At 69.3% G+C, this 22,617-nt stretch carries 18 protein-coding genes and 1 pseudogene; 7 read left to right on the forward strand and 12 right to left on the reverse strand.

Features of this window, described 5'->3' with window-relative positions:
• Positions 1–41 precede the first annotated feature (41 nt).
• Complete coding sequence (locus tag ACODT5_RS45300) at positions 42–1,025, reverse strand: XdhC family protein (RefSeq protein WP_422524705.1); 984 nt, start codon at positions 1,023–1,025, stop codon at positions 42–44.
• 267 nt (positions 1,026–1,292) lie between these two features.
• Between ACODT5_RS45300 and ACODT5_RS45305 the strand changes: the two genes are divergently transcribed.
• Positions 1,293–3,491: a hypothetical protein gene (locus tag ACODT5_RS45305; RefSeq protein WP_422524706.1), complete on the forward strand. Its 2,199-nt coding sequence runs from the start codon at positions 1,293–1,295 to the stop codon at positions 3,489–3,491.
• A 4-nt stretch (positions 3,492–3,495) separates the two neighbouring features.
• Here ACODT5_RS45305 and ACODT5_RS45310 read toward each other — a convergent pair whose 3' ends face one another.
• Entirely contained in the window at positions 3,496–3,702 is a 207-nt protein-coding gene (locus tag ACODT5_RS45310; protein ID WP_422524707.1) for a DUF397 domain-containing protein, read from the reverse strand.
• Positions 3,699–4,571 carry a helix-turn-helix domain-containing protein gene (locus ACODT5_RS45315; protein ID WP_422524708.1) on the reverse strand — a complete coding sequence of 291 codons (873 nt, stop codon included), beginning with the start codon at positions 4,569–4,571 and terminating at the stop codon, positions 3,699–3,701. The genes ACODT5_RS45310 and ACODT5_RS45315 overlap by 4 nt, the downstream gene beginning before the upstream one ends.
• 173 nt (positions 4,572–4,744) lie before the next feature.
• Between ACODT5_RS45315 and ACODT5_RS45320 the strand changes: the two genes are divergently transcribed.
• Entirely contained in the window at positions 4,745–5,359 is a 615-nt protein-coding gene (locus ACODT5_RS45320; RefSeq protein ID WP_422524709.1) for an ATP-binding protein, read from the forward strand.
• 48 nt (positions 5,360–5,407) lie between these two features.
• The gene (locus tag ACODT5_RS45325) at positions 5,408–6,001 is read left to right on the forward strand and encodes a Uma2 family endonuclease (RefSeq protein ID WP_422524710.1); all 594 of its coding nucleotides are present in this window, start codon (positions 5,408–5,410) and stop codon (positions 5,999–6,001) included.
• Positions 6,002–6,023: 22 nt separating this feature from the next.
• Here ACODT5_RS45325 and ACODT5_RS45330 read toward each other — a convergent pair whose 3' ends face one another.
• The 3 genes from ACODT5_RS45330 to ACODT5_RS45340 form a co-directional block, all read right to left on the reverse strand.
• Complete coding sequence (locus ACODT5_RS45330; protein WP_422524711.1) at positions 6,024–6,527, reverse strand: hypothetical protein; 504 nt, start codon at positions 6,525–6,527, stop codon at positions 6,024–6,026.
• Positions 6,528–6,833: 306 nt separating this feature from the next.
• Positions 6,834–6,983 (reverse strand): hypothetical protein, encoded by a 150-nt coding sequence (locus ACODT5_RS45335; protein WP_422524712.1) that lies wholly within the window; start codon positions 6,981–6,983, stop codon positions 6,834–6,836.
• A 429-nt stretch (positions 6,984–7,412) separates the two neighbouring features.
• Positions 7,413–7,862 (reverse strand): hypothetical protein, encoded by a 450-nt coding sequence (locus tag ACODT5_RS45340; RefSeq protein WP_422524713.1) that lies wholly within the window; start codon positions 7,860–7,862, stop codon positions 7,413–7,415.
• A 454-nt stretch (positions 7,863–8,316) separates the two neighbouring features.
• Between ACODT5_RS45340 and ACODT5_RS45345 the strand changes: the two genes are divergently transcribed.
• On the forward strand, positions 8,317–8,544 hold the full coding sequence (locus ACODT5_RS45345; protein ID WP_422524714.1) for a hypothetical protein: 228 nt from the start codon (positions 8,317–8,319) through the stop codon (positions 8,542–8,544).
• A gap of 139 nt (positions 8,545–8,683) precedes the next feature.
• Here ACODT5_RS45345 and ACODT5_RS45350 read toward each other — a convergent pair whose 3' ends face one another.
• The 5 genes and pseudogenes from ACODT5_RS45350 to ACODT5_RS45370 form a co-directional block, all read right to left on the reverse strand.
• A complete protein-coding gene (locus ACODT5_RS45350) occupies positions 8,684–9,196 on the reverse strand; it encodes a hypothetical protein (RefSeq protein ID WP_422524715.1) in 513 nt (170 codons plus the stop codon).
• 2 nt (positions 9,197–9,198) lie between these two features.
• Complete coding sequence (locus tag ACODT5_RS45355; RefSeq protein ID WP_422524716.1) at positions 9,199–10,194, reverse strand: hypothetical protein; 996 nt, start codon at positions 10,192–10,194, stop codon at positions 9,199–9,201.
• A gap of 22 nt (positions 10,195–10,216) precedes the next feature.
• Positions 10,217–10,720: a hypothetical protein gene (locus tag ACODT5_RS45360; RefSeq protein ID WP_422524717.1), complete on the reverse strand. Its 504-nt coding sequence runs from the start codon at positions 10,718–10,720 to the stop codon at positions 10,217–10,219.
• An 84-nt stretch (positions 10,721–10,804) separates the two neighbouring features.
• Positions 10,805–10,927, reverse strand: a complete 123-nt coding sequence (locus tag ACODT5_RS45365; protein WP_422524718.1) for a proprotein convertase P-domain-containing protein — start codon at positions 10,925–10,927, stop codon at positions 10,805–10,807.
• 726 nt (positions 10,928–11,653) lie between these two features.
• Positions 11,654–12,895: pseudogene (locus ACODT5_RS45370) on the reverse strand (IS110 family RNA-guided transposase).
• A gap of 400 nt (positions 12,896–13,295) precedes the next feature.
• Between ACODT5_RS45370 and ACODT5_RS45375 the strand changes: the two are divergent.
• On the forward strand, positions 13,296–19,388 hold the full coding sequence (locus ACODT5_RS45375; RefSeq protein ID WP_422524719.1) for a DNRLRE domain-containing protein: 6,093 nt from the start codon (positions 13,296–13,298) through the stop codon (positions 19,386–19,388).
• A gap of 3 nt (positions 19,389–19,391) precedes the next feature.
• Positions 19,392–19,562, forward strand: coding sequence for a hypothetical protein (locus ACODT5_RS45380; RefSeq protein ID WP_422524720.1), 171 nt, complete (start codon positions 19,392–19,394; stop codon positions 19,560–19,562).
• Between the two features lie 173 nt (positions 19,563–19,735).
• On the opposite strand, the gene ACODT5_RS45385 is transcribed toward ACODT5_RS45380, so the two are convergent.
• Complete coding sequence (locus ACODT5_RS45385; protein WP_422524721.1) at positions 19,736–20,560, reverse strand: hypothetical protein; 825 nt, start codon at positions 20,558–20,560, stop codon at positions 19,736–19,738.
• Between the two features lie 256 nt (positions 20,561–20,816).
• Here ACODT5_RS45385 and ACODT5_RS45390 point away from each other — a divergent pair, with 256 nt between their 5' ends.
• Positions 20,817–22,304 carry a tyrosine-type recombinase/integrase gene (locus ACODT5_RS45390; protein ID WP_422524722.1) on the forward strand — a complete coding sequence of 496 codons (1,488 nt, stop codon included), beginning with the start codon at positions 20,817–20,819 and terminating at the stop codon, positions 22,302–22,304.
• The last annotated feature ends 313 nt before the right edge of the window (positions 22,305–22,617 follow it).

The following is a 22,617-nucleotide window of genomic DNA, read 5'->3' on the forward strand; positions in this document are numbered from 1 at the left end:
TCGGCGACCATTTCACCCGATCGCGCCCCCGAGCTGCCCGCTCACCCCTTGAGCGGTCCGTCCGCGTCCCGCACCCCACGCACCTCGCGACCCCCGAGGACCGCCAGGATCTCCGCACAGATGGCCAGCGCCGTCTCCGCCGGGGTCTGCCCACCCAGGTCCAGGCCGATCGGCCCGTGGACCGTCCGCAGCCGCTCCTCGCTCACCCCGGCCGCGAGCAGCCCCTCGCGGCGCCGCGCGGTGGTCTTGCGGGAGCCGAGCGCGCCGACGTACGGAATCCCGAGCGCGAGCGCGGTGCGCAGCGTCGGCACGTCGAAGTCCGGGTCATGGCTCAGCATCGCCAGACAGGCGGCGTCCCTCCGCGCCTCGAGCAGCTTCCCGGCCTCGCCCACGGAGGCGACGACACTCACTTCCCACCCGAGCAGCCGGGCCTGCGCCTCGATGACCTCGGCCAGCTCCCCGCCCCCGCCGATCACCACGTACGGAGCCGACGGGTACGCCTCCACGAGTACCAGCCCGGACCCCGCGTACAAGGCGTCCCGCCCCGGCCGCCGCGTCCTCAGCAGCTCCCCGGCCCGCCGCTCGGCGTCACCGGACGGCTGATCGGCCCCCCGCACCACGACACTGACGGCCTGATCCGCCCGCTCGTTCAACTGGGTCACGAGCGCGACCCCGACCCCCTGCCCGAGCAGCTCCCACCACTCACCGGGAATCGAGCTCAGCGGCTGCAACAGCACCTCGGCCTGCCCACCACACGTCAGCTTGGCCTCGACAGCCTCCCCAGCCCCCACGGAAACCTCACACACCCGCGCGGTCTCCCCGCCCCCCATGGCGGCGGCCTCCGCCACCAACTCGGCATCGAACACCCCCCGGTACAGGGCCCCGACACACTCCCCGCGCGCATCCACGAGCACGGCCCCGGCCGGATCCCGCGGCCCGAACCCCTGCTCGGTCACGGGCCGCGCCAGAAACCCGACCCGCCCCTCGGCCACCCACTGCCGCGCCGTCTCCACCAAGTCACGCATTTCGCGCCGCCCCATCCTCACCGTCAGAGCACGCCACAAAGCACCAGATCAGCAACCCCAAGTGGCCTCACCTCCAACCTACGCACGCCACCCCCCGCCCCCCACCCCCCAAAACCCACAGACCCACCCCCACATCCTTCGTACGGACCACCGGAACGCGCGGGCCCGAGCCCGGCCTCGGACGGCCGCTGAACCCGGCTGAACCCGGTCGACGTAAAAGAAGGCGGACCACGGGTGGCTGCCGTGCCGCGCCTCTAGGCTGCCGGGATGACCACCGCCACGCCGCTTCTCCTTGATGTGGACTCCTTCCTTGCCCGAGCCGAAGAGCGGGGCGCCCCGCTGGACGCGCGGGCGGTGGAGGCCGTCCTCGGCCTGCTCGTCCTGGGCGGGGCCCGCCGCCGGACGGGCCTGCCCGAGCCCACCGAGGAGCTCGCCGAGGAACTGCTGCACCTCCTGCTCCCGCTATACGTCAGCGCCGCCGCGGAAGAGCTGCCGGGCTTCGTGACCGCGCTGGTCTCGCTGGCCGACCACACGCACGAGGCCGGCCGCCTCAATGCCAAGCGGCACGCGAAGCTCGTGGCCCGGGTGCACGAGCTGGCAGAAGGCTTCGGGCAGGCGATGACGAGCCACGACCGTCTCACCTGGCCGCGCCTCTACGGGAACCTGGTGCGCGCCGCGGGAGTTGACGCCAACGACCCGCAGGCGGTGCGCGACTGGCTGGAGACGTTCGCCGCGCTCCCCTACGCCGAGCGGAACACCGCGCTGGGATTCGTCGCCTCCTCGTCCCCGAACGGACCGCTCGCCGAGGCGGCTTACGCGCAGGCGCTGTGCGCGGAACGCTCAAGGCAGGCCCGTCCGCTGCTCACCGCGCGGGTGGAGGCCGTGACGACCGCCGGGGCCCCGGACGACACACGGGAGGACTCGTACGACGAGCAGGCGGGCGTGCTCGCGGACCGCTGGACGGCAGCCGGGCTCGACACCCTGCTGCGCGGCCCCTTCGCGTACTTGGCGCCGAGCGGCGACAATGCTCCCGACCCCCTCCTTGCCCTCGTCGAGGCAATGACCGTGCAGCACTTGGAGATGTACGGCGAGGCACTCGCGCCGATGCCCCCGGCCCCACTGCCGGCCTCCCCCCAGGAGCAGGCCGCGCTGCTGCGCGCCGCCCCCCTGCCCCAGCTGTTGGCGCGAGCCGCCGCCGATCCGGAGGGTGTGGACGAAAGGACACGCGAACTGGCGCTGGCGAGCGGGTTCCTGGTGCGCCGGGAGCCGGGCGGCACGCCGAGCGCGGGACCATCGGCCGAAGCGTGGCGCGACGGCGGCCCCGCCGAGCTGACCGGACTGGCCTTGAACCTGTTCGGCGCCCTGCTGGCGCAGCTGGCAGAGGAGGACGAGACCGCCGAACAGTTCGACGGCGAGCACCTGCTGACCCTCTACTTCCTCTCCGAGCGGGCGGGGGCGGCGCAGTCCGTGGCCCGACTGGCCGCCCTGAACGACATGTGGTTCATCCCGCCGGATCACGAGAGCGACCCCGACCCGTCCGTACCGGCCACCGGAGCCTACGAACTGCCCGACCCCCAGGCCCTGTCCGCCGTCCTCGGGCTTCCGGCACTCACCGAGTCCGACCGCACGGACCTGATCCCGGGCGCAGCCCGCCTCGCGCGCCTGATGGACCGCCTGGAGGCTTCGGGCGTCATCCAGCGCTCCGGCGATGCCCTCACCCTCACCCCACTCGGCACCTCCTTGCTGCGCGACGCCCTCCTCCTGGGCATCGGAGGCGAAGCCGCCGATGTCTTCCCCACTCGGGACCAGGTGCTCGCCTGGGACGCGGAACGGCTCGTCGCGGGAGCCCAGTGGTGGCCGAAGGGGGCCGCCCGGCAGGCTGTCGCCGACTGGCTGACCGCCCACGGCGCCCACGGATGGACCCCCCTGTTCGAGGCGCTCTCCGCCGACCGCCCCGAGGAGGAGCCCGCCAGGCGGCGAGCGTTGCTCGCCACCCTGGACGCGCCGGCCGTGCCCGACGATGCCCTGTACGGACTGCTGCCCGACCCCGTCCTGGGCGGCTGGGCCGAACACACCCTGCACGTACGAGGCCAGGCGCCCGACACCTCCACCGCGCCGCTGTCGGCCCGCGCGGTGCACGTGGTCGACGAGCTCGAAGCCGTACGGCGCACAGCGTCCCTCGACCACCGCTTGACGGCGGCCCCGGATCAGGAGGAGCCCGAGCTGTTCGCGGTGCTCCACGCCGCCTTCGACAAGGCGGCATCAACCTGGCCCGGCGGCACCCCGGCCCTCCTCACCGCCCTCATCGGGGCGGACCCGTACACGGCCGCCTTCCTGGCGCAGCAGCTCTCACACCACCCCGACCGAGCCACCGCCGACCAGGCCCGCCGAGCCTGGCGGACCTTCCACACCAGCGGCACGAAGAAGCCCGCGAAGCGTGCCGGCGGCAAACGCAAGCGGCGCTGACCGGTCAGCGCACCTGAGTAACGAACGCCTGCCAGGCACCGCCCCCGAACCCGATCACAGGCCCGGCAGGCCGCTTGCTGTCGCGCACAGGGACGATGCCGGGAACGTTGTCGGCGACCTCGACGCAGTCGCCTTGGCCCCCGCTGTAGCTGCTCGTGCGCCATATCGCCGTCTTGTGGACCCCGGTCGTAGAGCGGACCTCATTGCTCATGCTCTGTGCTCCTTGGCAACACGCTGGATCAGCGCGAGTGACTCCGTTGGCGGCAATGCTGCCATGCGGGCGTCGTCGAAGAGCCCTCGGTAGCAGGCGACTTCCTGCTCTCGCTCCATCCAGATGTTGCCGGTTGGGGCCTCGGTGAGTACGAGGTCGAGCGACGCCAATTGCGGGAAGCTGAGCAGCACGTAGGGGCCGAACATGCCCGAATGGGCGCCGCGTGTGAACGGCAGCACCTGGACTGTGATGTTGGGACGGTCCGCCATGGCCAGTAGGTGCTCCAACTGTGCGTGCATGATGTCCGGACCGCCGACCTGTTGGCGCAGCGCTCCCTCAGCAAGCACTGCCCAGAACTCCATGGGTTCCGCACCCGCCAGCCGTTCCTGCCTGGCAAGTCGCACTTGGACGAACCGGTCGATCTCCTCGGCCGTCTGCCAGGCGCGCGACGCCACCGTCACGGCCCGCCCGTACTCCGGAGTCTGGAGGAGTCCAGGCACCATCTGCACCTGGTAGGTCCGGATGCTGTCGCAGATCGACTCCATCTCGATCTGGTCGCGGTACGCGTCGCTGAGAACGGAGGCGTACTCATGCCACCACCCTTCACGGCGCCGACGATTGGCCCTCTGAGCCAGAGCGCCCAGCCGTTCCTGGGTCTCGGGATCGGTCACGCTGTAGGCGTTCATGAGCGCAACGAGGTCAGGTGTCCGGACCGGTACGTGGCCGTTCTCGATCCGGCTGATCTTGCCGCCAGTGCAGTCAAGGGCCTTCGCCGCAGCGGCGGTGGTGAGACCCGCCGCCTCGCGCAGGCGCCGGAGTTCGTCGCCGAGTTGGCGACCCAGGACGGTGGAGGGCATCACATTTGGCATAGGTAACTCCCTATCAGAGCAGGGTGCTTGCGAACGCGTGAATCCCCGTATGAGTGAATTAAGAGTCAGCTATTCATTCAACGTTGCGCCACTACCTGTTCTGCGGGCACCCTCCTGGTGTCGGTACCTGAGCCCCCGCTCTATCCGGGGGTTCCGACCCTCTGGGAGCTGCCATGGCTGCACTGATCGACGTCTCCTTCCGGCTCTCACGCCGACCCCGCAGCGCGCCAAGGGCCCGCGCGACACTGCACGCCGTACTCGGGGACTGGGGCGCGGGGGACGAACTCCTGCAGACCGCCGAGCTCGTGCTCTCCGAGCTCGTGATCAACGCCCTGCGCGTACCGGTGCCCAGCGACCGCCAGGTCGGCGTACGGATCGCACACTCCTCGACTGAAGGCCTGCTCCGCCTGGAGGTGAGCGACGCCGGGTCGGGCCGGCCCGAGGTGCGACGAGCCGACGCGGACGAGACCGAGGGGCGCGGCCTCTGGATCGTGGAGGCGCTGAGCCTCCGGTGGGGCGTGAGCCCCCGCGCGGGCGGCATCGGCAAGACCGTGTGGTCCGAGCTCAAGGCCCCCGCTCTCACGCCCGCCCCCGCGACGCGGGAGATCGCGGCCATCGCCGTTCAGGCGGGGCAGTCCGTACGGGCATGGGGCACCTGGCACACGGTCCACGGCGTACGCGCGGAACGGCAGGCGACCGGCGGCCTCGCAGTCGTACTCGTACTGGACGAAGGCCCGCCGCTGCGGGTACCGGCCGGAGAACCGCTGGCGGTACGGGCCCGGCCGTAGAGTGAGACGAGCCACGCGCTCAGTCCCCGCAGGCATGGAGGAGACGCCTTGACCAGCTCCGCCCAGCACCCCATTCCCGTACGACGCGGGCACCTGCGTGAAGCCGCCGAGCGGATCGAGCAGGCCACCGGCATGCGCGTGCAAATCATCGGAGGAACCCTCTTGATGTCTCCGAGCCCCAGCGGCAAGCACGCCGGGATCGTGATCGACTTGCGGGACGCCATCCGTCCGGGCCTCGCCGCCGCGCACGAGGCGTACGAGAATGTGTCGGTCCCCATGCCCGGCGACCCCGACGACTACGCCACCCCAGACCTGACCATCGGGCCGCGCGCGTTCAAAGACGAGGACGACTGGCTGCTGGACGCTGACGCGGTCATGCTCGCCGTCGAAGTGATCTCGCCGAGCGAGCGCCTGAAGGGGATCAACGAGAAGACCGCGTGGTACGCCGCCGCCCGAGTCCCGCGCCTCCTCCAGATCGACCCGCGCACCGGAACCTGGTCGCTGTTCACCCGCCCCGGGGAGGGCGAGTACAACGGCGTGGTTCACGGCAAGTACGGGGAATCCGTACCGCTCCCCGAGGAACTCGGCGGCGACCTGCCCACCTCCGGCCTTCCCGTGTACGGGGTCCGGCCCTCCCCGTGACCAAGCCCGGCACGGGCGCCGGCTACGCCTGTAGCCCCCGGATCCGGCGGCCGGCCTCCGTCGCCGGGTAGAGGATCGCGTCGGCGACCCGGCCACCCGAGTCCTTGACGCCCCCGCTGAAGTTGAGCCGCCCGGTGGTGCCGGTCTTGGCGGCCACTCCGTCCCAGTACATGGGCTCGCGCTCCCACCGGATGTCGGCGGGCAGCCGGCGCAGTTCGTCGGCGGTCATGGCGTGCATGGGATCGGCCCACGGGGTGGTGTGGTGCGCGGCGACGCCGATCCCCGCGATGACGGCGGGCGCCGTGATCGCGCCGCGGGCGGTGAAATGGGGGAGGTTCTCGGTGATCAGGCCGGCCAGCAACGGGATGAGGGACCGCTCGACGAGTTCTGCGTCGGTACCGGAGGGGAGATCCGCCTCCTGCACCGTGTCAGAGGAGCGACCCAGGCCGGGGCGGCCGTAGAGCGCGGCGACGACGAGGGCGCGCAGCGCCGAGAGGGTGACGACCTCCGTTGCCGTCCTGCTCACCTGGCCGAGGAGCTGCTCCGCGAGTACGAGTGAAAGTGAGATCGGCGCCGCTGCGGTCCGAGGCCCCTGGGTGCATCCCGGGGGTCTTCGCGTTGCCGGGGGTGACCTGCGAGGTTCTGGTGCGGACTGGGCCGCGAATAGGCCGCAGAGGCTGTCATACGGCTGCGCAGCGCGGCAGTTGGCTGCGCATACGCGAAGACCCCGTTCTCAGCGAACTCGCTGATGGCGGGGTCTTTGGGCACTTCCTGCGAAGTGCCCCCGGCAGGATTCGAACCTGCGCACACGGCTCCGGAGGCCGTCGGATTATCACACGTTTCCGCAGGTCAGCGAGTTATCTGACGGGTTATCGGGATCGCCGTCCCACGCATGTCCCGCGACAATGAAATGTCCGATCTGGTCGCCTTGCTGTAATTGCCGGGTCGGGCTGATTGGCTCGCGTGACATGACGGAGGTCACGAGGCTTCTGTAAGGGTAGGGGGCGTACATCCCCGGCTTCCATCGAACGAGCAGGCGGTCGGGAGCGCGCGGGTAGCCGGGTGCGCCGGGCGTGCGCCTAGGGCTAGTGGATCTCCCGCGATGCCCCCGGGGTGCGGCGGGTGGAGGGCATGCGTCATGGCCCCCCGTGGATGGCCGGGAGGCGTCCGAGTGTCGGTGCGGAGTCGCCGGCTTACGGCGGAGGGCAGAAGGCCCGTCGCCGGCCTGAGCGACGAGGTCCGTGCCGCGTCGCGAATGGGGACGGCTGTCGTGGTAATTGCGGGTTCGGTTTGGGGCGGCCCTTCGACGTCGTGGTCAGGGAGTGGCGGTGGACCTTCAATGATGCGCGTGATCCCCAGTTAGGCTAACCGGACATCACGCGCTATACGGGGGTGGTCCCGGGGGTTCGTATCAGAGCGGGCGCCTTCTGCGGACGGGCAGGATGTTCAGGGCCATGACGGTGCCGTCGGGGTGGAATGAGATCGGGCCGTTCCATTTCTCGGTGTCATGGGTGCCGGGCTGTGTGGAGCGCAGTTCGTAGGCTGCTTGCCGGTACTCCTCCACGCGGCCGTCTTTGAGGAGGTCGTACAGGCCCGAGACCATGTCGGAGAACGCCTCGATGCGTACCGTCTCCATGCGGAAGACGTGGTCCGTGCCGACGAATTTCGTGCCGCCGACCGTGATTTCCGCGTCGTGGTAGCTGGATGTGGCGGCGAAGGTGGGGACGTCGTAGTGCTCTCGGCCTTGGCGTGTGGTGAGGTAATGGGCTGTGCTCTGTCCTCCGCCGGCGAATGCGGCCAGGCCGGCGGTCCCGGTGCGGGCCAGGAGCTGGCCGAACCAGCCGAGGTTGTCCTCGCCCACCTGGAAGCCGTCGGCATTCCGTGCCCGGTCTCCGTCGCGGGCGGGTATGCGGATGGCGTTGGGGTTGGGGATACCGGCCTTGTCCTTGATTTCCTCATCCGCGTTCCCGGGGGCACCGGGTATGCGGAGGGGGAGCAGAGCTTCGCCGGGCGATTGCCCACCGCCGCACGGACTCCCGGGACACGCCGAGGGACTCGGCGACCTGGATGTGCAATGCGCGCTCGGAGGAGTACTCCGCACGATGCTCTGTCACCAGTCTCAAGGCCTGGCTACGAAGGGCTGTGTCAACCTTCTTGGGCACGAGAGCCTCCTCTCTGATGGCTCACAACGGAGCGGCAGAGAAGTCAGAACGGTTCACTACTTGTCGCCACCAAGACCGCAGCAGCCTGTCACGATCCCGCCGCCACCGAGCTCGTCACCAGCACGAACGACACTCCGCGGTCAGTGACAACGGATGACTCCCACCTGTGACAGAGAACCGCAGATTCGCACCCACGTCGAGCGGCTTCCGGACGGCATCGAGCGCCGGACCGGGGTGTGGATCGCCAACCAGAAACAACGCCTTGACGCCGACCAGCTCACCGCCCTCCGGGAGCTCGGCGTGGACTGGGCCCGGTGGATCAACGGGCGCTGTTCCAGAAACCTGCACGAAGAGCCTCCCGACCTTCAAAGAAGGCGGTGATCATGCCCCTGATCAGCGGTCTGTCGATGCCTCCGGAGCCAGTGACACCACCCCCAGGCGATCCGTTCGACAGGGGACAGAGTCATGCCCGGCCCGGAGGCCTGCGGCCCCTTTGCGGGGCTACGGAAACATAGCGGGTTCAGCCTTCGCCGGACGTCCCTCGCAGCTCGATCCTCAGTGTCGCCGGGTCGCTTACGGACCGCACGTTCACGTACGTCAGCACCGACTTACCGGGGGCTATCTCACCGTCGGAGTCCACCGTTCCCTCCCAGAGTGAGCGCGCTCCCTCGCCGCGTGCGGAGTGCACGCTCAGGCGCATCTCGACTCGCCGCTGCGCATCGCCGGGGTTGGTGAGCACGACGGGGATCTTCGCCAGGTGCATGTCCTTGTCCTCCCATACCGCCTGGTGTGCGGTGGCGACCGTCTTCCCGTCTTCGCGGCCGGTGGCGACGTCGGGTCCCAGGTCGCGGCGCTGCGCATCGGTGAGGGTGTCGCCGACGGGCTGCTCGGCGGGGGCCGAGGTGGCAACCGTGGCGGGGTCGCCGAGTTCGGCTTCCATGCTTTTGGCGAACGTCATCCCGCCCCACACCGTGCCGCCGGCGATCAGGCCGCCGATGAGCAGAACCGCTCCCACGCCTTTGTAACGGGCCACGATCAGCCTTCCACTCTCTTGCCGGCCAACCCTACGGCAGCGTGGTTCTTGTTCTTGATGGACTCGAGGACGGGCCGCTGCTTGGCGATGACCGCCGTTTGGATCTTCGATTCCTCGGAGAACCAGGTTGCGACGAGGCCGGTCTCGGCCTTGCAGTCGATCTCTGCGAGGGCCAGATCAATCTCCTCCGGTCCGGCGGTGGCGCCTTCGGGGCGGGTGACGGAGCGGGCGGCTTCGAAGGGGTCCTTGAAGCCGGGGTGGCCCTTGCCGGTCATGCAGGCCGACCAGTCCTTGAACGCGGCGGCGACGGCGGGGGTCTTCATCGACTCGGTGAAGCTGTTGCCGTTCAGCTCGGAGACACGGGTCAGCTCGTCGGGGGTGGGGGCGTTGATCTCCTGATCGGCCCATCCGCCGCAGCCGCGTTCGTGGATCTTCTTGCCATTGTGGCTCTCTCGGGCCTTCTCGCGCGCTTCCATGGGCGTGTTCGGCGCTGTCTTCCCGTTCTGCCCGGTTGGGGCCTTGCGGCCGGTGAGGACTTCGGTCTGGACCGCATCGAGCTTGGGGAGCTGCTGCTTGGTGCGGGGCTTCTCGTCCCCGGGCAGGCCGTAGCCGTTCGTGGCGGCGGTCTCGCGGTCGGTGAGCCCGTAGCGGCGTTCCATGTTGGCGTCGTTCTCGGTCGGTGAGGGGTTGAGCCCATGTGCCGGGAGCTGGACGTCGAGGCCGTAGGTCTTCATGCAGTCCTGGGCGAGCAGGCGCTTTCCGTTGCCGATGGTGACGGTGTCGCCGTAGTCCTGCATGTAGGTTTCCAGCGGCAGGTTCAGCCCTTTTGCCAGGCCCCGCTCGGGTGCGGAGGGAGGGAAGGCCTTGCTGTCGGCGACCGGACTGGGGGCGGCGGGGGCGGCGGCAGGGGTCTGGCTTGCGGGGGTGGCGCATGCGGTCAGCAGCACGGCTGCGGTGACGGCGGTGAGTGCCAGGACCGCGGGGGTGCGGGTGTTCACGGCGAGCAGGTTCCTTCTCAGGTCAGACGATGTGCTGGGAGGCGTTGTTGTTCTTCAGGGCGGAGATCAGGTTGACCCAGTTGCAGCCCCAGTTGACGAAGCCGATGTACTGGGAGGTGCCGCCGTAGCCGGAGTTGTAGTAGACGCGGTAGTTGTCCGCGGGGGCGCAGTTCGCGACGGACGCGGCGTTGTTCTTGACGTACTGGCCGTGGCCGTTGGTGGCGCCGTCGAAGACGTAGCGGTAGGTGACCAGGGTGGAGCCCTGGTAACCGCTGGAGCCCTCGTAGTTGTTGACGCTGCCCCAGAACCGGGCAAAGGACGACACCTGCTTTCCGTCCTGAACGGCGAGTTCCTTGCTGTTGTAGTACAGATACAGGTCGCCATAGGCGCAGTCGATCCACGGGACGTCACAGTTGTCGGAGACGGTTCCCGGTGCGGTGTGCGCAGCGGCTCCGGGGATCGTCAGGGCCAGGGCTGCGGCGGTCACGGCCAGGGCCGTGCCGGCGCGGCGTGCCAGATTGTGCATGTACGTGCCTTTCGTTGCAGAGGGCAGCGGGCGTGCCTCGGGGAGGGTGCGGCCCGCCGTTGCCGTTGTCCGTGCCTCGGAGGATCAGAAGCGGACCACGAAGTTGTTGACTGTGCCGGTGTTGCCGGCCAGTACGTCATCGACGCGCAGCTTCCACCAGCCGTTGGCGGGGAGGGCGGAGGCGTCCACGGTGTAGATCTTCTTCAAGTCCCCGGCCCTCTTGAACTCCCGGACGGCTGGAGCATGTGCACCGAGCCACCAAGGGCGACCAAGTCGATCTTGAGGTTGCCAGGTGCTGGTAGCTGGCGTCCACGTAGAGCTCGAGGTTGTTCGAGGCAGCGGCGACCAGGCCTTCAGCCTTCGTCCACAACTCCACAAACGCGACTGTGACGTCCGTGATGGCCATCTGCGTCTGTTCTCGTAGGCCAGGAAGCCCAGCGCCCAGGACTTGAGGTCGCCGGCGCCGCCGGTGGCACCGTCGGTGATCTTCAACTGCCGGCGCCGTTTCGCGACCGCTTCCGTGGCGTCCACACCGTAGGTGGTCAGAGCGGAGCCGGGCTCGGCTCCGTAGGGCTTGAGCCTGTACGCCCTACCGTCGGCGGACTCCAGCGCCAGACGCAGGCTGCCGATCTTGGTGTAGGCCAGGTTTACCCACACTTGAGTCGGGCCGCCCGCGCATTCGCCGGTGACTTGATCTCATTCGCACTGTTCTGCATGTCCTTCGGTGTCACTCCGGCCGAAACCGGCTGCCCGGAGGACCCAGCTCCGGTATGGCGCGAACAGTAGAACATGAGAACGATCAGCGGCACCACAGGGTCTCACCGGACGCATCATCCGGGCTGCTGACGAGTAAATACATACACGCCAGGTGGTTTCGGGCAGCCCCGTATGCCCGGCGGTCGTGTGTCGGCCGTCGGGTGCGGGGTGTCCGGTTCAGGCTGCGGTGTCGAGTGGATCGAGGGTCACCCGGTAGCCGAGCTGGTTGAGCTGCGTGATCGCGGGGCGGGTGGACCGTTCGGGGTCGCGCTGGGCGAAGTAGCTCCCGCCGGGCTCGTGATAGGGCTTGCGGTCGGTGAGCATGTGCCAGATCGCGGTGTTGATCGAGTGTTCGACAGCGACCAGGGCCTTCATCATCCCGCGCCACAAGGTGAACCGTTTGTAGCGCGCCTGGAGGTGGGTGTCCTTGGTGCGCACGGCGCCGAGGGCGGCGATGCCCAGGGCACCTTCGAGATACGGGTTCCCGGGGCGGACCTTGGTGCTCTTGGTCCGGCCGACCGAGGAGTGATGGCCGGGGCAGACTCCGGCCCTGGAGGCGAGGTGTTTGTCGCAAGCGGCTCGTGTCGCCACAGGTCTCCGCGACGATCACTTCGGCGACCACCCGGTTGATTCCTGGGATGGTGTCGAGGAGGTTCCAGGACGGGACGAAAGGGCGACATCGCCGCCTCAATCCGCTCGTTCAACTGCCCGATGGCCTCGGTGAGCTGGTCGTACTGGTCCAGGTGCAGGCGGGCGAGGAACCCGTGATGCTCACGGAAGTGGCCGGTCAGTGCCTCGGTCAGCTCCGGGATCTTGATGCGGAGCTTGCACCGGGCCAGGTCGGCCAGCACCCTGCGGGTCCCGCTCGCCGGCGATCAGCGCCTCCAGCATCGCCCGTCCGGAGGCGCCCATGATGTCGGCGGCCACCGCGGCGAGCTTGATGCCGGAGTCCTCCAGCATCTTCTCCACCCGCTGCACGATCTGCCCCCGGGTGCGGGTCATCTGGGTCCGGGTACGGATCAGATCCCGCAGTTCACGCACCGGCTGCGGCGGGACGAACGAGGCCCGCACCAGCCCGTGCGCCCCGAGCTGGGACAGCCAGGCCGCGTCCGAGACATCCGTCTTGCGGCCGGGGAGGTTCTTGACCTGCGCGGCGTTGACCAGGACCACGTTCAAGCCCTCGGCGAGCAGGAAGTAGCAGGGCTTCCAGTAATCGCTGGTCGCCTCCATCACCACCAGCGTGACCTGGGCCTCGATCAGGTGATCCCGCAGGTCCAGGAAGCTGTTGGTGGTGGCACCCCACGTGGTCGTCGAGCTCGTGAACGACCCGCGGCGCTTCGCGCTCGGCCCCCGGACGCACACCTTCGCGTGCCGCTTGCTGATGTCCATGCCCGCGCACCGCTCATGCAGCACGTCCATGATCCCGTTCCTCTCTCCCGGCCGACAAGCGCACCTACGAGCGGGCGGCCCCGCACACGAAGCTCCCCCGCGCACCGGGGACGTTTACCACGCCCTCGGCGCGCACCGAAGGTGCGCTGGGCAGCTGACCTGCGAAAACGTGACTCGCAAGTAGGTAAAACTTGGATAACGGTGGTGACGCGAACCGTCCCGCTATTAGGGGTACATCCCCTTAATTGTCTTTTACTGCGCCTTAGGTTCCCCCGTGGGTGCTTCCGGACATGCGTCCCACCCGCACCAACATTCCTACTCTGGGGGAACCTTGACTACCCGTAACACGGGCGCGCCGTTCAGGCGCGCTCGTTCACCACGCACCGGACCAGGCGGTCTGCGCAACACCGCCGGCGGTCTGGCATTGGTCATGGCGGTGTCCACGCTCTTCGGAGCCGAGGCCGCCGTCGCGTCCGGCACCGCGACGGCCGCCGCCCAGGCGCCGAAGCCGCAACCCGCGACCTCGGCCGCCGACATACCCTCCGCCCGGGTCGCCGCGCGTCTCTCCGGGATACGCGTGGAGGCGCTCTCGGAACGCACCGAGTCCTCCACCACCTGGGTCAACAAGGACGGTTCGCTCACCACCGACCTCTCCGCCGGCCCCGTACGGTTCAAGGACGCGGCCACCGGCGAGTGGCGGGACGTCGATGTGAACCTCGCGGCGGCGCCGGACGGTTCGGTAGCTTCCAAGGCGCACCCGCAGGGCCTGCGCCTGTCCGGGAAGACGGGCACGAAGGTGTCCTTCCTGAAGGGGGCCAAGCCGGCCGAGACCACCGACCTGGTGACGCTGGGCACCGGCGACGAGGCGATCACACTGCAGTGGCGCGGCGGTCTGCCGGCGCCGAAGCTGGACGGCACCCGCGCCACGTACGAGAGCGCCGTGCCCGGCGCGGACGTGATCGTCGAGGCGACGCGTACCGGCTTCGAGCAGTTCGTCGAGGTCAAGGCCAAGCCCGAGGCGGGCTTCGGCTACACCCTGCCGCTGAAGACCAAGGGTCTGAAGGTCGAGCAGCAGCCGGACGGCAGCGTCCTCTTCACCGACAAGAAGTCGAAGAAGACCGCGACGATGCCGGCCCCGGTCATGTGGGACTCGACCGTGGATGCCGCCTCCGGTGAGCACACCCGGCGGGCGAAGGTCGGTATGAAGGTCGTCAAGACCAAGGGCGGTGTCGACCTCGTCATCACCCCCGACGCCGCCTTCCTCGCCGATCCGGCGACGAAGTACCCCGTGACCGTCGACCCCTCGACGTCCTCGCTGGGCAACCTGTTCGACACCTACGTCCAGCAGGGCGAGACGGTCGACTGGTCCAACGACACCGAGCTGGACCTCGGCAACCCGGGTACGACGAACGGTGACGGTACTTTCCGTACCGCGCGGTCGTTCATCACGTGGAACACGGCGCCGGTCGCCGACGCGCTGGTCTCCAGCGCTCAGCTGAGCCTGTGGAACTTCCACTCCGCCAACACCGACTGCATCGTCCAGCCCTGGGAGGTGTGGACCGCCAACGCGGCCACCACCGCGTCCCGCTGGACCAATCAGCCGGCGATGGTGACCAAGATGGCCACCTCGACCGAGACCACGGGCAACTTCGGCTGCGCCTCCCAGCCCGACGGCTGGATCAATGCGGACGTCACCAACCTGGTCCAGCACTGGTCCAACAACAAGTGGACGTCCTCCAGCATGGGCCTGCGGGCCACGGACGAGAACAACACCAAGCAGTGGAAGCGGGTCAACTCCGCCAACGCGTCCGCCAACGTCCCCAAGCTCACGGTTACCTACAACTACCGTCCGCGTACAGGCACCAAGCAGGAGGCCGGCCCGCCGTTCTTCTCCTACGGTGGCGCCTACACCGTCAACACGGTGACGCCGACGCTGCGTGACACTTTTGTCGACGGCAACGGCGACAAGGTCAACGGCACTTTCCAGATCTTCGACTCCGCCACCGACACCCAGGTCGGCAACGTTCTCGCCTCCCCGTTCGTGCCCTCCGGCCAGGTCGCCTCGGTGACCGTTCCGGCCGGGGCGCTGACGAACGGCAAGACGTACAAGTTCCGCACTTCGCCGTACGACGGCACGCACTACAACCTCGCCTGGTCGGAGTGGAAGACGTTCACCGTCGACACCACCGCGCCTTCCGCCCCGACCGCGATCACCTCGACGGACTACCCCTCGAACGCGTGGGTCAAGGGCGCCGGCCAGGCCGGTACCTTCACCGTCACCCCACCCGCTGCCGACCACCACTGGATCGAGTGGTCGCTCGACGGCGTGACCTGGAACCGGGTCGCGACCGACGGCGCCGCCGCCGCCAAGGCGATCTCGGTGACGCCGCCGAAGGACGGCACCCACACGCTGCGGGTGCGCTCGGCGGACAAGGCCGACAACACGTCCGAGCCTCTCGACTACACCTTCCACGCCGGCCCGGGCGGCTTCCTGCAGCCCGCCGACGGCGTGCGCACGGCCCGCCGCGTCCCGCTGCAGGCCGAGGCCGAGGCCGGAAAGTACGACTCCGCGTCGTTCTCCTGGCGCCGCTCCGCGGCCGACCCCTGGGTGCACATCCCGACCGCCGACGTCACCTCCGGCGGCACCGCACTCAGCGCCTGGCCCGTCGCGATGACCGGCGGCCAGACCCCGCAGCTCACCTGGAACGCCACGGACACCGTCGACCCCGACGGCACGGTCCAGATCAAGTCCGACTTCACCGGCCCCGGCGGCGTCACCGGCTCCACCCAGCCGCTGACGATCGTCGTCGACCGCAACGCTGACGGCGCGGCCACCGAGACCGTCGGCCCCGGTTCGGTCAACCTGCTGACCGGTGACTACACCCTCGGCACCACCGACACGTCGTACTTCGGCCTGTCAGTGTCCCGCACCGCCTCCTCGCGCACCCCCGACTCCGGTGCCCGGCAGCAGGGCCAGGTGGCCATCTTCGGCAAGGAGTGGGTGTCGGGAACGGTCGCCGAGGCGCCCGCCTCCGACTACGCCCACATCCGCAAGGTGTCCGACACCGCCCTCGACGTGGTCCAGGGCGACGGCACCGGTATCGGCTTCACCGCCAACGCCGACCGCACCGGCTGGGTCGCCGAGCCCGGCGCCGAGGCCCTCACCCTGACCGGCGCCTTCACCGGTACGTTCACCCTGACGAACAACGAGGGCGGTCGCACCACCTTCGCCAAACCCGACCCAGCAGCTACCACCTGGCAGGCCCAGACCGCAGGCAAGGACGGACTCGCGGACTCCACGTCCACGATCGTCTCCGAGACGGTCACCGCCGGCACCGAGCAGCTCGCCAGGCCGAAGCTACTGATCGCTCCGACCGAGGCCGTCCCGGTCGCCACCTGCCGCACCACGCCCTCCACCAAGGGCTGCCGCGCCCTGGAGTTCGTGTACGCGACAACCACCACGGCTACCGGCACCGCAGTAGACGCGGACTTCGGGGACTTCGCCGGCCAGGTGAAGGAGATTCGCCTCTGGTCCACCCAGCCCGGGGCGGCGGCCGCCACCGCGACTGCCGTGGTCGCCTACCGCTACGACAAGAACGGCAGTCTGCGCCAGTTCTGGGACCCGCGCCTGGGCCGTCAGACCGAGACGCAGTACGCCTACTGGGGCGGCCGGGTGACCTGGCTCGATCCCGCCGGGCAGCTGCCGTACACCTTCACCTACGGCAACGCTGGAGCCGGCACCGCTCCGGGCGCCGGCATGCTGCTGAAGGTCACCCGCCCGGCCCTCCAGCAGGGCAGCACCACCGTGACCGACGGTAACTCCGTGACCTCCGTCGTCTACGGCGTGCCGCTCACCGGTGCCTCCGCGCCGAACGCCATGGGCAGCACCGACGTGCACCGCTGGGGCCAGAAGAACGTCCCCGCCGACGCCACCGCGATCCTCCCGCCGGACACCGTCCCGACGGCCCACGCGGGCGGATCCCTCTCCGCCGCCTCCTACCGGCGGGCCACCGTCCATTACCTCGACGACTCGGGCCGGCAGGTCAACACCTCCACCCCGGGCGGCCACATCACCACGACCGAGTACGACCGCTTCGGCAACAATGTCCGGCAGCTGACCGCCGCCAACCGCGCCCTGGCCCTGGGCACGACCCCGGCCGAGCAGTCCGAGCTCGCCGACCTCGGCCTCGCCGCGCTGTCCAGCGGTGAGCGGGCGCGCCTGCTGTCGCAGGAGTCGCTCTACGACGCCCGCGGCGTCCGCGAGACCGAGACCTTCGGTCCGATGCGCCGCGTCGACCTGACGCAGCCCCTCAAGGAGGGCACGGCCACGCTGGTCGCCGCCGGCACGTCCGTCCCGGCCCGCCCCTGGACCGTCAAGGAGTACGACGGGGGTCGCCCGACCGACGGCACTGCCGCCGTCAAGGACCAGGTGACCCTCGTTATCACCGGCGCCCGCGTCCGTGACTACTACTCGGTCATGGGCGAGAAGCGCCACTTCGAGACCCAGTACGACTGGGCGAAGGGTCTGCCCAACCTGGAGATCAGGGACAGCGGCGGCCTGAACCTCACCACCAGCATTTTCCACGACGCGCAGGGACGGGTCACCGATGTCGTGCCCCCTGGCGGCACCGGCCAGGACGCGGCCTCCCGCGTCATCGCCTACTGGCAGGCCACCGGCACCGGCTGGTGCAAGGGCCGTCCCGAGTGGGCCGGCATGGAATGCTGGAACGGCCCGGCCGGCGCCATCACCGGCGGTGCAGGCCAGCCCACCGAGGTGACCGACAGCACCATCGAGTACGGCTACTACGGCCAGGCCACCAAGCGGACCGATACGGCCAACGGCGCCACGCGCACCACCGTCCAGCAACACGACGCGGTCGGCCGCACCACCGTCACCACCGTGACCGGGCCCGGCGCCGCCGTCCCGCAGGTCACCACCACCTACGACCCCGCCACCGGCCAGGTCGTCAAGACCTCGTCGACGACGGGCGGCACCATCACCACCCAGTTCGACAAGCTCGGCCGCACAGTCTCATACGGTGACGCCGACGGCGGCACCACCACCACCGAGTACGACACCCTCAACCGCCCGGTCAAGGTGAGCGACTCCGTACCGTCAACGGTGACCTACACCTACGACGACACGGCCGAGCCCCGCGGCCTGGCCACGCGGATCACTGACTCGGTCGCGGGCGCCTTCACGGCTGAGTACGACGCCAACGGCGCCGTCAGCGCGGAAACACTGCCCGGCGGCTACAGCCTCGCCCAGAAGCGGAACAGCGCCGGCTCCGTCACCAGCCGCGTCTACAAGCGCGACAGCGACGGCACCGTGGTCTACGCCGACTCCGTCACAGAGACGGCCCACGCCCAGGTGAACTGGCACTCCGGCTGGTCCGAGCAGAACTACCGCTACGACGGCACCGGCCGCCTCGTCCAGGTCGACGACACCGTCGACGGCGTCTGCACCAACCGCACGTACGCCTTCGACGCGCGGTCCAACCGGACCTCGCTCACCACGGTCCCCGGGACCGCCGGCGCGCCCTGCTCCGCCACCGGCGGAACGGTGAAGACGTACACCTACGACAGTGCGGACCGCCAGGTCGACACGGGCTACGCCTACGACGCCTTCGGCCGGACCACGGCCGTCCCCGGCAGCACCGTCGCCTACCACGCCAACGACCTCGTGCAGCAGCAGACCACCGGATCCGACCGCCAGACCTGGCAGCTCGACTCCGAACTGCGGCCGCGCGGGTGGACCACCGAGTCGAACGCCTCGGGCACCTGGACCACCAAGGACACCAAGGTCAACCACTACGACTGCTCCTGCGACAGCCCCCGCTGGATCGTCGAGAGCACCGCCACCGGCGCGCTCACCCGCAACGTGACGTCCCCCAGCGGCGACCTGGCGGCGATCACCGGCAAGACCGGTGGCACCGTCCTGCAGCTCACCAACCGGCACGGCGACGTCTCGCTCGTCCTGCCCCTGGACGCCGGCATCGCACCGACCGCGTACGACGCCGACGAGTACGGCAACGCCCGAGGCAACACGCCACGTTACGGCTGGCTCGGCGCCAAGCAGCGCTCGGCGGAGACCCCGGCCGGGCTCACGCTCATGGGCGTCCGCCTCTACAAGCCGGACACGGGCCGCTTCCTGTCTGTGGACCCGGTCCTCGGCGGCAACGACAACCCGTACGTCTACCCGGCCGACCCGATCAACATGTACGACCTCAACGGCATGTGGCGGGTCTCCTGGGGATGGGTCAGCGGAACGATCTACTTCAACAAGCGGGAGACCCTGCGGATGAAGTCGGCGTCCGAGATGCCGGCAGTCGTGGCCGCCGCCATAGCCATGTTCTCCGGCGCAAACGTCCTGATGAAGTGGGTCTTCCTCAATGCCGCAGTCATCGCCTGGCACGCCAAGCAGGCGGTCGACTACCGTCGTTGCGTCAAGCTCAAGTGGCCCATCGGGTATCCCGGTCTGATCCCCGGGCAATACTCGAGCTACAACGACGGATGCAGGTGACACATGCGTGAACGTGAGATCGCCGGAGCGGTGCTGCTCCTGATCACCGCGGGAGTGCTGGCGGCATCCCTGCCGTACACCCACGGGACCTTGGCCCTCGCACTGACCGTGGGCGGCATCAGCCTCACCCTCGTGGGCGCCGTGATGGCGTTCCTCCGAGCACGCAAGCGGTAACAACCCAAGGAGCGATTGAATCGGCGCGTCGCCCGGGCGGTTCGCCTGCTGGTTGATCAGCAGGCGGTCTGCCGGACGAGTACCAGTTCGGTGCTGGTCTTGCGGCGACTGCCCGCCGGACGGAGCGGTCACAGACCAGCCCGATAATCGCGAGATGGGTCTCGGCATAGGTCTCACGGGCGCCCGCTGAACCGCTGCAGTGGCCGCCAGCTTGTACTCGCCGCCGCCAGTCCTCGACACGGATCCACGTCGAGGACTGGCGGCGGCGCTATTTGCGCCAGGCATGGTGATCCACCAGCGGGGCATCGTCCTTCGGCTTTCTTCGGCGGGGCGCTGACCGGGGGGTCGCGAACGGGGCGGCGTACGCCGACGTGTGTGTCCGGGCAGACCACGAACGTGACTTTCGACGGTTCGCCGGGCTTCCACGCCTCGATGAGGTAGTCAGGCCGGGGCCGGGATTCCTTGTCCCGTTGTGATCCGCCCAGGGCCCAGCCGGCACGCAGAATCGTGCTCGTGTCCACGACGGAGATGATGTGGTCCGGGTAGCGCTGCTGCACGATGTGCTCTGCCGCCGCGAGGCCGAAACCGACAGCCAGCTCCCGGGCCTGCATGGCCTTGTACCAGCGCTCAGGAGTGCGGCCCTTCTCGGTGAGGTCGATGGCTCCGGCCCGGTTGCCGTGCAGGGCCTCGCAGTACTTCAGGCCCAGCCAGTGCTCCGCGAGCCCCCGGCCCATTCCCTGGCCGGCCAGCACGTAGCCGCGCGCCACGGCGTGCAGCACCTGCCACGGCGTCAACTCGACGGAGCGACCGCACTCGGCCTGCGCGACGGGCCGCAGGTCGGGTTTCCTGCGTACCGCTCCCTGGCCATTCTCCCGGCGCTGTCGGTCGATGACTGCCGCCGCGGAGTCGACATGGGCAACGAGTTCCGCTGACGACCGGATGCGAACACTCCTGTGGCGGTCGAGGGTGTTCAAGATCTGCCGCGCTGTTCTTGCCATGCATCCCCCACGGTGTCCGCGTGCCCCGGCCGGCCGGGAACGGTAGTGCGGGGCGCTGGGGCGCAGACAAGTGCGCATGGCGAAGCACGGTGCGGAACCGGCCACACCAGAAGCGGATATGACTGCGGTGTAGCCCTGTCGAACGTCTGATAATCCGCGCTCGTCAACCGGGCGATACCCGAGTGCCCTCTTGCCGGGGGATGTTCGAGTGGATGCGCTGGGCAGTCATGCCCCCGCCGATCAGAAGGAGGCGGGCATGGACTCGAACGGGCGAAACAGCGGTGCTGCAACGGACTTCGCGGCGCAGCCGCGCGGCGTCGGGTGGCAGGACGGTGGCAGCGCTGTCGCGGATCTGGCGGGTGAGTTCGGCGCGGAGCTGGTGAGGGCCATTCGCGTGGGCATGGCCCAGGACAGCACGGCTGCCCACATGCCCAGGGGGCGGTCTCAGGTGAGCTGGTACGCCTTCGCGACCGAGTACGCGCGGGCCCACTGGCCCGGCCGGGCGGCGAAGACCCGTGATGAGGTCAGCGACGGGCTGACAACCGTCACTCTGGCGATGTTCTGGGACCTTCCCGGCCGGCCGAACGAGCGGCTGCTGCGCCGGGCCCTGCGGCACTGGGCTTTCGTCGTACCCAGGCCGGGACAGACGGGGCCGCCGGCGGAGGACCGGCTGGTGTTGCAGTGGGTGGCGAAGGCGTCCCGGCCGCTGGTCGACCTGCACGATCCGATCCTGGCGCGTGACGTGCTGGAGTCGCTGCGCCGCAAGCTCGATGGTGGCGAAGCGGCCGTGGAGACGATGCGGCGCAAGCGCAAGGTGCTGGTGCACGCCCTGCACTACGCCATGGAGCGGGGTGAGTTGGGTAGCAACCCGCTGGAGCGGGTTCGCTGGCGGATGCCCAAGCCGGCCGTCTCGGTGGATCCGCGTGTGGTGGCCAACCCGCACCAGGCCCGGGAGCTGCTGACCGCGATCTCGTACGTCGCCGGCTACCGGCGAGCCCGTGGCCGCCGGCTGGTCGGACTGTTCGCGGGCATGTACTACGCGGGCCTGCGCCCGGAGGAAGCGATCGCGGTGGCGCTGCCGGACTGCCGCCTGCCGAGGACCGGCTGGGGGCGGCTGATCGTGCACCGCACTCTGCCGCAGGCAGGCAAGCGGTGGACCGACACCGGGCGTTATCACGACGAACGCGAACTGAAGAACCGCCTGCCCGGCGAGACTCGCGTGGTGCCGCTCCCACCGCAGCTGGTGACACTGTGGCGCGAGAGCGTCACCACGTTCGGCACGGCCGACGACGGCCGGCTGTTCTTCAGCGAACGCGGCGGCATCCTCAGCTACACCGCCTACCACTATGTGTGGCGCGAGGCCCGCGCTCTGGCGCTGCCTCCCGCTCGCGCGGCCACCCAGCTGGCGAAACGGCCCTACGACCTGCGGCACTCGGCGCTGTCCACGTGGTTGTGCGCGGACGCTGACCCGGTCGAAGTCGCCCAACGCGCAGGCAACAGCGTCGAGGTTCTCCTGACCCGCTACGCGAAGTGCCTGGGAACTGGACGTATCTCGCAAATGTCGTATATCGGGCCCTGGGTGCAACGACCCACCAGACCGTTTGTGTTTCCTCGCATCAAGCCGCGCATCCGAGCAGGTCACACGCGGTTTCTGCGGCGCGGAGCGCCGGCGGACCACTGCGGGCCGCACCGCCGGTTTCGGAGGGCGGGTGTGACAGGTGAGCGCTCCGTGCAAAAGGTCTGATCTGCGTAAATCCACAAGGGAAGACGCTGAGCCCGGCATGTGCGGCGCCGCGAGCCCTGAAAAGAGCAACGGTCAAGAGACCGTGTGCGTTTTGGCATGAGCAAGAAAGGCTCTGACCTGCGTTTCCGCTGGTCAGAGCCTTGTTCCGGAGTGCCCCCGGCAGGATTCGAACCTGCGCACACGGCTCCGGAGGTTTGCCCAGGTCAGGCACCTAGCTGATGGGTTGTCAGGCTTGCCGTCCCACGCATGTCCCACGACTCGGAAATGCGCTGAATGTCGCAGAATCTGAAGGGTGTGGGCTTCGGTGACTGAG

The sequence above is a fragment of the Streptomyces tatrensis genome, from assembly GCF_049310065.1.
In the GTDB taxonomy this organism is placed as follows: domain Bacteria; phylum Actinomycetota; class Actinomycetes; order Streptomycetales; family Streptomycetaceae; genus Streptomyces.

Excerpts from the sequence above, each read along its gene's own strand:
- ACODT5_RS45300 (WP_422524705.1), bottom strand. The coding sequence starts at position 1,025 with ATGCGTGACTTGGTGGAGACGGCGCGGCAGTGGGTGGCCGAGGGGCGG.
- ACODT5_RS45305 (WP_422524706.1), top strand. The coding sequence starts at position 1,293 with ATGACCACCGCCACGCCGCTTCTCCTTGATGTGGACTCCTTCCTTGCC.
- ACODT5_RS45310 (WP_422524707.1), bottom strand. The coding sequence starts at position 3,702 with ATGAGCAATGAGGTCCGCTCTACGACCGGGGTCCACAAGACGGCGATA.
- ACODT5_RS45315 (WP_422524708.1), bottom strand. The coding sequence starts at position 4,571 with ATGCCAAATGTGATGCCCTCCACCGTCCTGGGTCGCCAACTCGGCGAC.
- ACODT5_RS45320 (WP_422524709.1), top strand. The coding sequence starts at position 4,745 with ATGGCTGCACTGATCGACGTCTCCTTCCGGCTCTCACGCCGACCCCGC.
- ACODT5_RS45345 (WP_422524714.1), top strand. The coding sequence starts at position 8,317 with ATGACTCCCACCTGTGACAGAGAACCGCAGATTCGCACCCACGTCGAG.
- ACODT5_RS45360 (WP_422524717.1), bottom strand. The coding sequence starts at position 10,720 with ATGCACAATCTGGCACGCCGCGCCGGCACGGCCCTGGCCGTGACCGCC.
- ACODT5_RS45375 (WP_422524719.1), top strand. The coding sequence starts at position 13,296 with ATGGCGGTGTCCACGCTCTTCGGAGCCGAGGCCGCCGTCGCGTCCGGC.
- ACODT5_RS45380 (WP_422524720.1), top strand. The coding sequence starts at position 19,392 with ATGCGTGAACGTGAGATCGCCGGAGCGGTGCTGCTCCTGATCACCGCG.
- ACODT5_RS45385 (WP_422524721.1), bottom strand. The coding sequence starts at position 20,560 with ATGGCAAGAACAGCGCGGCAGATCTTGAACACCCTCGACCGCCACAGG.
- ACODT5_RS45390 (WP_422524722.1), top strand. The coding sequence starts at position 20,817 with ATGGACTCGAACGGGCGAAACAGCGGTGCTGCAACGGACTTCGCGGCG.